Genomic DNA, 10,555 nt, shown 5'->3' with positions numbered 1-10,555 from the left:
CGGACAGACCATCCCCAACCTGGTCATCGTCCCGGTCACCAACGGAAAGGTCGACCTCTACAACGGCTCCAGCGGAACCGTCGACCTGCTCGCCGACATCACCGGCTACTACTCCGCCAACGGCAAGGGCTCGGTGCTGACCGCGGTCGGCCCGTCGCGGATCCTGGACACCCGGTCCGGGCTGGGTGCGGCCAAGGCCCGGGTCGGCGCACGCAAGACCGTCAAACTCACCGTCGCGGGCGTGGCCGGAGTGCCCAGCAGCGGGGTCACCGCGGTGGCCATGAACGTCACCGAGGTCTCACCCACCAAGCCCGGCTTCATCACCGCCTACCCCGACGGCGGCAAGCTGCCCACCGTCTCCAACCTCAACTTCAGCGCCGGACAGACCATCCCCAACCTGGTCATCGTCCCGGTCACCAACGGAAAGGTCGACCTCTACAACGGCTCCAGCGGAACCGTCGACCTGCTCGCCGACATCACCGGCTACTACTCCGCCAACGGTTCGTTCTTCCAGACCGCGGGTCCGGTGCGGGCGATGGACACCCGCAGCGGACTCGGCGGGGCCGGCGGGGCGGTCGCCTCCCACGGGGCCGCCGGCCTGGACGTGATGGACCTGCCGGGGACACCGCTTCCCGGCACGGTCACCGCGGTCGTGCTGAACGTGACCGTGACCGGCTCCACCAAGCCCGGGTTCCTCACCGTGTTCCCGGACAGCCAGACCCTGCCGACCGTCTCCAACCTCAACTTCGGGGCCGGGCAGACGGTGTCCAACCTGGTGGTGGTCCCGGTGATCGACGGCCGGATCGACTTCTACGACGGAACGAGCGGGACCGTCCAGGTCATCGCCGACCTGGACGGGTACTACTACACCACCACGTAGGCGGCACGACCGGTCCGATCCGTACGACCGGTCCGACCCGTCCGAAGCCGAGCCCGTGGCCGGTCCCCCTCGCGGGGGCCGCTGCCGCGGGCTCGGTCCGTTGCGGCTCCCGCTTTCCCGCCGCGCACCCCGCCGGAGGCCCCCGGTGAGGACGGGGACACGAAGGTGAAATCGCCCCTTGCGCGTTCTCGGCGGGGGGATCAGGGACGATGGGGCTGTGCTGGATGACTGGATCGCCGCGGTGAAGTCCGAACTGGGCATCGACCTGGACGTCGACGTGCCCGGTCTGCTCGACATGACCAGAGAGGTCGCCCACGGGGTGGCCCGTCCCGCCGCGCCGCTGACGGCCTTCCTGGTCGGCTACGCGGCCGGTCTCGCGGGTGGCGGTGCGGAGGCGGTCGCCGACGCCAATCGCAGGGCCGCGGCACTGGCTGCCCGTTGGACTGCCGAGGAGCCGGGGTGAGCGGCGGCGAGTCCTCTCCCGAGGACGACGGCGACCTGCTGCGGGCGTACCCGTACCTGCTCCGGAGCACGGCGGTGACCACGCGGCCGGGCGAGCCCGCCGCCGAGCCGGGGCCCGAGCGGCTGCGCGAGCCGGAGCCGGTGCCTGAGCGAGGGTCCGGGTCGGGGTCGATCCCGGCCAGGGCCGCCGCAGCTGACGTACCGTTCGACTACGCGGCGCCGCTGCCCGCGGCTGAGGCCGTGCCCGTGCACCCGCCCGTGCCCGGGTCGGAGCCGCCGCGACCGCGGACCGGCGGTGCGGGGCCGTACGACTACGCCGCCGCGGAGGCGCGCGCGAGCGGCGCGGGCTCCGATCCGCGCTCCGGCCGGGACCCTGGCGAGCACCCCGCCCAGCAGTCCGGCCAGCGCTCCGGCGCGTCCGCCGGTACGCGCTCCGGTCCGCACACGGACCCCCGCTCCGGCCCGGAGCCCGGATCGGGTGCCGCCGTGCCGATGGCCTGGGCGCAGGCGCGGGCGCGGGCCGTGCGCGCGGCCGGTGCGCCGTTGCCGCCGGTGCGGCTGCCGCTCGCGGACGCCTTCGGCGGGACCCTAGCCGTCCCGCTGGAGGCGCTGAGCGACCTGCCGGCCTTCGACACCTCGGCGATGGACGGCTGGGCGGTCTCGGGCCCCGGCCCGTGGCGCCTCGCCGCCGACCCCTGCGCGGACGGGATCCTGGCCGGACGGAAGGGCGCGGCCCCGCTCGCCGACGGCACCGCCGTACGCATCGCCACCGGGGCACAGCTCCCGCCCGGCGCCACCGCGGTACTGCGCAGCGAGGACGGACAGGTCCGTCGCGGCGCAGGCGTCGGCGGTGTCGGCAACGGCGGCGTCGACCTGCTGCACGACTGCGGCTCGACCCCGCTGGAGCAGGGCCGGGACATCCGTCCGCGCGGCCAGGAGTGCCGGACCGGGGAGCCGCTGCTGCCGCCGGGCACCGCGGTCACCCCGGCCGTACTCGGCCTCGCCGCCGCGGCGGGCTGCGACCTGCTCGCCGTCCACCGCCGTCCGACCGTGGAACTGCTGGTCCTCGGCGACGAACTGCTGGACGCGGGCCCGTCCAAGGACGGCCGGACCAGGGATGCGCTCGGCCCGCTGCTGCCGTCCTGGCTGCGGTCGTACGGGGCGCGGGTCGGCGCCGTGCGCCGGGTCGGTGACGACCTCGGCCTGCTGACCGAGGCGGTGCTGCGCAGCACCGCCGACATCGTGGTCACCACCGGCGGCACCGCGGCCGGACCGGTCGACTTCCTGCACCTGGCGCTGGCCGGGATGGGGGCGAGGCTGCTGGTGGACGGCGTCCGGGTGCGTCCGGGCCACCCGATGCTGCTGGCCGCGCTGCCCGCGGAGCCGGGGAAGCGGACCCGCTTCCTGGTCGGCCTGCCCGGGAATCCGCTGGCCGCGGTCGCCGGGGTGGTGACCCTGGCCGAGCCGCTGCTGCGGACCCTCGGCGGCTGCCCGGCCGCGCCGCCGTACCTGGTCGAGGCGGCCGTCGCGCTGCCGGGGCACCCGCAGGACACCCGGCTGGTGCCGGTGGCGCTGCCCGCGCGGGGGGTGCTGCCGCTGGCGTTCGACGGCCCGGCGATGCTGCGCGGGCTGGCGCTGGCCGAGGGCCTGGCCGTGGTGCCGCCCGGCGGGCTCCCGGCCGGGGCGCGGGTCGAGATCCTCGACGTCCCCGCCGGATGAGCGCCGACCGTCCGCGCGGCGGCCGACCGCGCGGCCCCCGGGCAGGCAACCGGCCGGGCAACCGCTCGCGCCGGGAGCGCGGCGGCGCGGGCCTGCCCGGGGAGGCCGCGCTGCGGCAGATCCTGCTGCCCGCGCCCGCCACCGCGCCGCTGAGGCAGGTCGGCCGCCGCTTCGTGCTGGCGCTGCTGGTCATGCTCGCCACCATCGCCATCGTCTACCTCGGCCGCAACGGCTACCGCGACAGCGCCCACGACCACCTCGACCTGCTCGGCTCCGCCTACTACGCCACGGTCACCCTCTCCACCACCGGCTACGGCGACATCACCCCGGTCAGCGACAGCGCCAGGCTGGTCAACATCCTGCTGATCACCCCGCTCCGGGTGCTGTTCCTGATCATCCTGGTCGGCACCACCCTGGAAGTCCTGACCACCCGCACCCGCCAGCTGTGGCGGATCAAGCACTGGAGGGCGGACGTGGACGAGCACGTGGTCGTCGTCGGCTACGGCACCAAGGGCCGCCACGCGGTGGAGACCCTGCTGCAGAAGGGCGTGCGCCGGGACCGGATCGTGGTGGTCGACCCGGAGCCGGCCTCGGTCCGGGCGGCGAACGAGGACGGGCTGGTCGGCGTCCTCGGCGACGCCACCCGGACCGAGGTGCTGCGCCGGGCCGAGGTCGAGCGCGCCGCGCAGATCGTCATCGGCACCCAGCGCGACGACACCGCCGTACTGGTGACCCTGACGGCACGCCAGCTCAACCGGCGGGCCACGGTGGTGGTCGCGGTGCGGGAGGACGAGAACGCCCCGCTGCTCCGGCAGAGCGGGGCGGACGTGGTGGTCACCAGCTCCAGTTCGGCCGGGCGGATGCTGGGCGTCTCCAGCCTCAGCCCGCACACCGGGGCGGTTCTCGACGACCTGCTGACCGTGGGGAACGGCCTGGACATGATCGACCGCCCGGTGACCGCCGCCGAGACCGGGCGCAGCCCGCACGACTGCGTCGACCTGGTGGTCAGCGTCGTCCGCGGCAACCGCAGGCTCCCCTACACCGACCCCGAGACGGCGGTGCTGAAGTCGACCGACCGCCTCATCGTCATCCGCCTCGCCGCGGACGCCGACCCGGTCTGAGGACCCGTCACCCGGCGGTACGTCAGCTCACCCGGCGGTACGTCAGCGGTCCAGGTCGACGATCTCCTGCGCGAAGACCGTCCCCAGCGGCTCGGGCCCGACGTACTGCTGGCAGGTGCACGGGCGGGCGGCGTACTCGGTCGGCTTGCGTTCGGAGTCCCAGGCTGTCGGCGCCTCGACCACCTCGTGGCACTTCCCGGCCCGGTCGTGCTTCGCCAGGTGGTGCGTGCAGCCGCAGACCGGCTCCGGCGGACGGTTCGCCGCGGCCAGGGACCGCTGCCGCTTCTCGTTCGCCTTCAGCAGTTCCAGCTTCCGTTCGTGCCTGGTCCGCAACGCGCCCCGGAACTGCTGACCGACCCGGCCCCCGAAGACCAGCACCAACGGAATGATCCACCACAACCAGCCGCCCATCCGCGCCTCCCGCTTCGCGTATGCCCCCACGGCTCAGCCTACAGACCGTCAACCCGCTGTCACCTGATGGGCGCAACCGGGTCGCCGCCCGGTCGTGGCCGTTACACCGTTGATTCGGGCAGACAGGACATGACGACCTCCCGGGCGGGGAGCGAGGAAGGCGGGCTGAGGCGACGATGGCCGACGGAGCGTCAGCGCTGACCCGGTCCGGGGCACGGTTCCCGGCACCGTCCTGGCTGCCGTCCTGGCTGCGGCCCCGGTGGCGGACCGGGCGGGGCGGGCGCCCGGAGCGGCACGGCCCGATCGTACGCCGCCGGCCGTCCTGGGGCGCGGTGCTCGGCGCCTGGGCCGGCTACAGCCTGTCGCTCACCCCCTCGCTGCTGCCTCGGGCCTGGTGGCTGCAGGGCCTCTGCGCCGCCGTCTCGGCCGCCATCGGCTATGCGCTGGGTGCCGCCGTCCAGGCGGTGGCCCGCCGCTGCGGCGCCCGTCCCGGGCCGCGGACCGTCCGCTGGGCCTGGTGGATCCTCGGCGCGGTCGTGCTGGTCGGGACGGTGCTGGTGACCGCCCGTAGCGTGCACTGGCAGGGGGAGGTGCGCAGGGCGGTCGCGCTGCCACCGCAACTGCCCTGGTGGCAGTGGGTGCTGGTGCCGCTGGTGGCCGTGGCCGTGGGCGGGCTGCTGGTGCTGCTGGCCCGTTCGCTGCGGCTCGGCGCGAGGGCGCTGGCCCGGGTGCTGCGCCGGGTGGCGCCGGCGCCGGTCGCCTACGCGGCCGGGGCGGCGCTGGTCGCGGTGGTGGTCGTCGGCGTGGTCCAGGGGTTCCTGCTCAGCGGGGTGCTCTCGGCGATCGAGAGCGGCGCTTCGCTGGCCGACCGCGGCACCTCGCCGGGCATCGTGCGGCCCGACCTGCCGACCCTCTCCGGCAGCCCCGTCTCGTACGAGTCCTGGGACAGCCTGGGCAACCAGGGCCGCAACTTCGTCGGCCAGGCGAGCACCCGGGACGAGCTGACCCGCTTCGCCGGACGCCCGGCCATGGACCCGGTCCGGGTCTACGTCGGGCTGCGCTCCGCGGACACCCTGCCGAAGCGGGCCGCCCTGGCGGTCGCCGAGCTGGAGCGCACCGGCGGCTTCTCCCGCAAGGTGCTCGCGGTGATGGGCACCACCGGCAGCGGCTGGATCAACCCGCAGGCCTCCGCCCCGCTGGAGTACATGTACGCGGGCGACAGCGCCGAGGTGGGCCTGCAGTACTCCTACCTCCCGAGCGTGGCCTCGGTGCTGACCGAGGACGAGGCCGCGAAGGCCGGCGCGGCGCTGTTCGACGCGGTACGCGCCAAGTGGCTGACCCTGCCGGCCGCCACCCGCCCGAAGCTGGTGGTGTTCGGCGAGAGCCTGGGCTCCTACGCCACCGAACGGGCCTTCGACGGCGACCCGTCCCGGCTCGGGACCGAGGCCGACGGCGCGCTGCTGGTCGGGCCGACCTTCGACAACCCGCTCTGGCTGGAGGTCACCCGGGACCGCGAACCGGGCAGCCCGCAGTGGCGGCCGGTGGTGGACCGGGGTGCGCGGTTCCGCTTCGCGCAGGTGCCCGCCGACCTCGGCGTCCCGGCGACGCCGTGGCCGGGACCGCGCACGGTCTACCTGCAGAACGGCTCCGACCCGATCGTCTGGTGGAGCCCCGGGCTGCTGTTCCACCGACCCGACTGGCTGGACCGCCCGCGCGCCGCGGACGTCTCCCCGGCCATGAACTGGTACCCGGTCCTGACGTTCTGGCAGGTGGCCTGCGACCTGGCCGACGCCAACGGCGTCCCGCACGGCCACGGGCACCGGTACGGCACCATGCCCACCACCGCCTGGGCGGCGATCGTCCCACCGCCCGGCTGGACCTCCGCCGACACCGAACGCCTGGCCGCCCGGCTGACCGGCCTGGGCCAGGGGTGACCGCGCGGCGGGGTTCCCGGGGTGCGGGCATCCCGGGCGCGGGCTTCCCGGGCGCGGGCCTTCCGGGCTCGGGCTTCCCGGGTACGGGCATCGCGCGTACGGACGTGGCGACCGCGGTCACCGTCGCGGTGCTGGTGCTGGCCAATCTGACCAACAACCGCTGGGCCCCCGGCTGGGGCCTGCTGACCGCCGCCGTCACCGTCGCCGTGCTGCTCGCCGTCCTGCGCCCGGTCTGCGCCGACTGGGCCGACACCGCCGAGCTGACCGGCCTGGCCCCGGCCACCCTGCCGCGCGGCGCGCGCTGGTGCCTGTCGCTGATCGGCATCGTCGCCGCGGTCTACCTGGTCGGCGCGCTGCTGCCGTTCACCCGGGACCTGTTCGCGGACCGGCGCACCGACGCCCTGCCGGGCGACACGGTGGCCGCCAAGGTGCTGCTGTACGTCCCGTTCGGCACGGTGCTGCTGGAGGAGTTCGCGTTCCGCGGCGCGCTCTACGGCCTGGTCCGCCGGGCGCACGGGACGGTTCCGGCGACCGTGCTGTCCTCGGTGCTGTTCGGTCTGTGGCACATCCTGCCCTCGCTGCACCTGTCCACCGAGAAGCCGGCCCTCACCCCGCTGTTCGGCGACTCGGTCTGGGGAGCGGTCGCGGCCGACGCGGGCGCGGTCCTGTTCACCGCGCTGAGCGGGGTGGTCTTCTGCGAGCTGCGCCGCCGCAGCGGCAGCCTGCTCGCCCCGATCGGCCTGCACTGGGCCACCAACGCCCTCGGCTACGTCGCCGCCTACCTCATCGCGCAGACCTGATCCGGTACGGATCTGACATCACCTCAGCCCCGACATCGCACACACCCGTCCCGCGCCCGGGTAGCGTCGGAGCCATGCGAGCCATCACGATCACCACGCCCGGCGGCCCCGAGGTCCTGGAGCTGACCGAGGTCCCCGCACCCGTCCCGGCAGCGGGCGAGGTCCTGGTCGAGGTCGCGGCCACCGCCGTGAACCGGGCCGACCTGCTGCAGCGTCAGGGCTTCTACGACCCGCCGCCCGGCGCCTCCCGCTACCCGGGCCTGGAGTGCTCCGGCCGGATCACCGCGCTGGGCGCCGGGGTCAGCGGCTGGGGCGTCGGCGACGAGGTCTGCGCGCTGCTCTCCGGCGGCGGCTACGCCGAGCAGGTCGCGGTACCGGTGGGGCAGCTGCTGCCGGTGCCCAAGGGCCTCGACCCGGTCACCGCGGCGGCCCTGCCGGAGGTCACCTGCACGGTCTGGTCCAACGTCTTCCAGGCCGCGCACCTGCGGCCGGGCGAGACGCTGCTGGTGCACGGCGGCAGCAGCGGGATCGGGACGATGGCGATCCAGCTGGGCAAGGCCATTGGCGCGCGGGTCGCGGTGACTGCCGGCAGTGCGGAGAAGCTGGAGGCGTGCCGGGGGCTGGGCGCGGACGTCCTGATCAACTACCGAGACCAGGACTTCGTGGCCGAACTCGGCCCGGACGGCGCTGATGTGATCCTGGACGTGATCGGTGCCAAGTACCTGGACCGCAATATCGACGCCCTCGCCGTCAACGGACGGCTCGTCATCATCGGCATGCAGGGTGGCGTTCAGGCCGAGCTGAACATCGCCAAGCTGATGGCCAAGCGCGCCGCCGTGCTCTCCACCTCGCTGCGCGCCCGTCCGCTGCACGAGAAGGCCGCGATCGTGGCCGCCGTGCGCGAGCATGTGTGGCCGCTGCTGGAGAACGACCGCATCCACCCGGTCATCGACCGCGTCCTCCCCCTCGCCGACGCCGCCGAAGCCCACCGCCTGATTGAAAGCAGCACCCACATCGGCAAGATCCTGCTCCATGCCTGAGGTGAGGCGCTCCGCTCGACGGTATGATGAATGGTATGGCAACGAAGAAGTACACCGTGACACTGCCGGAGGACCTGGCGGAAGAGATCCGCGCAGAGGTGGGGTCCGGTGGATTCAGCCGGTACGTCGCGCAGGCCATAGAGCGCCAGCGCGAGCGTGATCATCTCCATGAGTTCGTCGGCTGGTGGGAAGGCGAGCACGGGGAGGTGACCGACGAGGAACTGGCCGGGGCTGAGGCCGAGCGGCTTGCGGTGCAACGCCTGCACGCCGACCGCAAGGCCCGGTCCGTGCCGGACCGCAAGGCGGGCTGATGTCCGAGCTCGTCTACCTTCTCGATAGCGAGGGCCTGTCGCAGGCCGTCCTGGGCAACCGCACGATGGGTGCCCGGCTGAAGGATGCGGACCGCTCCGGGGTCCGGGTGATGACCACCTCCATGACCCTCATCGAGGCGTACCACGGCCGGGTCAAGAAGAGTGCCTGGTCCTGGACCCTGTCGAAGATCGCGGTGGAGCCGATCACTAGGGAAATCGCGGCGGAGGCGATCATCCTGCTGGAAACCGCCGGCCTGCACGGGCACAAGTACGCCATCGACGCCGCACTCGCGGCCGTGGCTCTGCGTCAGCGGGGCGACGTCATCGTCTTCACCTCCGACGAGGAGGACATGAGGCTTCTCTGCGGCGATCGGGTCATCGTGCAGCGGATCTGAGCAGACCGAGCCGCCGGGGCACGTGGGGGTACTGTCCCGAGGTCCAACGTCTTCCAGGCCGCGCACCTGCGGCCGGGCGAGACCTTGCTGGTGCACGGCGGCAGCAGCGGCATCGGCACCATAGCGATCCAGCTCGGCAAGGCCATCGGCGCGAAGGTCGCCGTCACCGCCGGCAGCGCGGACAAGCTGGACGCCTGCCGCAAACTCGGCGCCGACGTCCTGATCAACTACCGCGACCAGGACTTCGTCGAAGCCGTCGGTTCGGCCGACGTCATCCTCGACGTCATCGGCGCCAAATACCTCGACCGCAACCTCGACGCCCTCGCCGTCAACGGCCGCCTGGTCGTCATCGGCATGCAGGGCGGCGTCAAGGCCGAACTGAACCTCGGCAAGCTGATGGCCAAACGCGCCGCCGTCATCGCCACCAGCCTGCGCGCCCGCCCCCTGGACGAGAAGGCCGCCATCGTCGCCTCGGTCCGCGAACACGTCTGGCCCCTGATCGACTCAGCCGTGATCCGGCCGGTCGTACACACCACCCTCCCCCTCGCCGACGCCGCCGAAGCCCACCGCCTCATGGAAAGCAGCACCCACATCGGCAAGATCCTGCTGACGGCCTGAGGGACGCACCAGGCGATATCAGTCCCGCCTCGCAGATGATATCGTTTAGATGTCGCCTATAAGGTTCTGGAGATATCGTGTCCCGTACCGTGATTGATCTCGACGACGAGATGGTCGAAGAGGCCATGCGCCTGTACAACGTCAGGACGAAGGCAGCAGCCGTTCGCGCCGCCATGGAGGACGCCGTCAAGCGCCGCCTTCGGCAGGAGTTCGTCGAGTCGATCAAATCTGGCGAGATCGACTTGACCTACGACTCCCGCAAGCAGGGTCTCATCGCGTGAACGAGCGTTACCTGATCGACAACTCGGCGATGCAGCGCTGGGCGAAGCCACGCGTTGCTGCCGTCCTCGACGATCTGCAGGAGCGAGGACTGCTCGCCATCTGCGGCCCGGTCGAGATGGAGATCATGTACTCGGCCCGCAATGACTCCGAGGCGAGGTTTCTCCATCGTCGCCTGCTCGGCTTCGACTACCTGTCCACGCCGGACGAGGTCTGGGACCGTGCCACGGAGATCCAGCGCGCGGCCATCCGCAAGGGCTTCCACCGCGCACTGTCGATGCCGGATCTGCTCATCGCCGCCACCGCCGAGCGGCACGGAGCGACTGTGCTCCACTACGACCAGGACTACGACATGATCGCCTCGCTGACCGGGCAGCAGACTCGCTGGGTCGTCAGCTCCGGCACTGCCGACAGCCAGGTCTGAACCTTCGGCTCCTCCGTGTTGCCATCACCTCGACAGCAGCCGTAGCCGACCAGCAACGCAGGCCGAAACCCCACATCAGCCGACGTCATCGGCGCCAAGTAACAGGCCCGACCGGGCGGTACTGGTCGCAGTCTCCTGGACCGCCGCAGACCCCGCACACC

General features: G+C 73.0%; 10 protein-coding genes and 3 pseudogenes. 12 read left to right on the top strand and 1 reads right to left on the bottom strand.

Annotated features, from left to right (window positions below):
• From ACEZDE_RS13575 to ACEZDE_RS13560, 4 genes and pseudogenes are all read left to right on the top strand, one after another.
• Nucleotides 1–880 (top strand): annotated as a pseudogene (locus tag ACEZDE_RS13575) (PKD domain-containing protein); the annotation flags it as partial.
• Between the two features lie 199 nt (nucleotides 881–1,079).
• Nucleotides 1,080–1,343 (top strand): annotated as a pseudogene (locus tag ACEZDE_RS13570) (DUF6457 domain-containing protein); the annotation flags it as partial.
• A gap of 491 nt (nucleotides 1,344–1,834) precedes the next feature.
• Nucleotides 1,835–3,061 carry a molybdopterin molybdotransferase MoeA gene (locus ACEZDE_RS13565; RefSeq protein ID WP_380536138.1) on the top strand — a complete coding sequence of 409 codons (1,227 nt, stop codon included), beginning with the start codon at nucleotides 1,835–1,837 and terminating at the stop codon, nucleotides 3,059–3,061.
• The gene (locus ACEZDE_RS13560) at nucleotides 3,058–4,182 is read left to right on the top strand and encodes a potassium channel family protein (RefSeq protein WP_380535964.1); all 1,125 of its coding nucleotides are present in this window, start codon (nucleotides 3,058–3,060) and stop codon (nucleotides 4,180–4,182) included. The genes ACEZDE_RS13565 and ACEZDE_RS13560 overlap by 4 nt, the downstream gene beginning before the upstream one ends.
• A 42-nt stretch (nucleotides 4,183–4,224) precedes the next feature.
• Here ACEZDE_RS13560 and ACEZDE_RS13555 read toward each other — a convergent pair whose 3' ends face one another.
• Nucleotides 4,225–4,593 carry a hypothetical protein gene (locus tag ACEZDE_RS13555; protein WP_380535962.1) on the bottom strand — a complete coding sequence of 123 codons (369 nt, stop codon included), beginning with the start codon at nucleotides 4,591–4,593 and terminating at the stop codon, nucleotides 4,225–4,227.
• A gap of 176 nt (nucleotides 4,594–4,769) precedes the next feature.
• On the opposite strand from ACEZDE_RS13555, the gene ACEZDE_RS13550 reads away from it, so the two are divergent.
• From ACEZDE_RS13550 to ACEZDE_RS13515, 8 genes and pseudogenes are all read left to right on the top strand, one after another.
• The gene (locus ACEZDE_RS13550; RefSeq protein WP_380535961.1) at nucleotides 4,770–6,527 is read left to right on the top strand and encodes an alpha/beta hydrolase; all 1,758 of its coding nucleotides are present in this window, start codon (nucleotides 4,770–4,772) and stop codon (nucleotides 6,525–6,527) included.
• Nucleotides 6,528–6,631: 104 nt separating this feature from the next.
• Nucleotides 6,632–7,327, top strand: coding sequence for a CPBP family intramembrane glutamic endopeptidase (locus tag ACEZDE_RS13545; RefSeq protein ID WP_380535960.1), 696 nt, complete (start codon nucleotides 6,632–6,634; stop codon nucleotides 7,325–7,327).
• A 74-nt stretch (nucleotides 7,328–7,401) separates the two neighbouring features.
• Complete coding sequence (locus tag ACEZDE_RS13540; RefSeq protein WP_380535958.1) at nucleotides 7,402–8,367, top strand: NAD(P)H-quinone oxidoreductase; 966 nt, start codon at nucleotides 7,402–7,404, stop codon at nucleotides 8,365–8,367.
• Nucleotides 8,368–8,402: 35 nt separating this feature from the next.
• The gene (locus ACEZDE_RS13535; protein ID WP_380535956.1) at nucleotides 8,403–8,678 is read left to right on the top strand and encodes a hypothetical protein; all 276 of its coding nucleotides are present in this window, start codon (nucleotides 8,403–8,405) and stop codon (nucleotides 8,676–8,678) included.
• Nucleotides 8,678–9,073, top strand: coding sequence for a PIN domain-containing protein (locus ACEZDE_RS13530; RefSeq protein WP_380535954.1), 396 nt, complete (start codon nucleotides 8,678–8,680; stop codon nucleotides 9,071–9,073). Before ACEZDE_RS13535 ends, ACEZDE_RS13530 begins: the two co-directional genes overlap by 1 nt.
• A gap of 42 nt (nucleotides 9,074–9,115) precedes the next feature.
• Nucleotides 9,116–9,691: pseudogene (locus tag ACEZDE_RS13525) on the top strand (zinc-binding dehydrogenase); the annotation flags it as partial.
• A gap of 77 nt (nucleotides 9,692–9,768) precedes the next feature.
• Nucleotides 9,769–9,972 carry a type II toxin-antitoxin system VapB family antitoxin gene (locus ACEZDE_RS13520; protein ID WP_380535952.1) on the top strand — a complete coding sequence of 68 codons (204 nt, stop codon included), beginning with the start codon at nucleotides 9,769–9,771 and terminating at the stop codon, nucleotides 9,970–9,972.
• On the top strand, nucleotides 9,969–10,394 hold the full coding sequence (locus ACEZDE_RS13515; RefSeq protein ID WP_380535950.1) for a PIN domain nuclease: 426 nt from the start codon (nucleotides 9,969–9,971) through the stop codon (nucleotides 10,392–10,394). Before ACEZDE_RS13520 ends, ACEZDE_RS13515 begins: the two co-directional genes overlap by 4 nt.
• Nucleotides 10,395–10,555: the final 161 nt, after the last annotated feature.

Source organism: Streptacidiphilus cavernicola (genome assembly GCF_042510955.1).
GTDB lineage: Bacteria > Actinomycetota > Actinomycetes > Streptomycetales > Streptomycetaceae > Streptacidiphilus > Streptacidiphilus cavernicola.
This window is presented reverse-complemented; position numbering and strand designations above follow the sequence as displayed.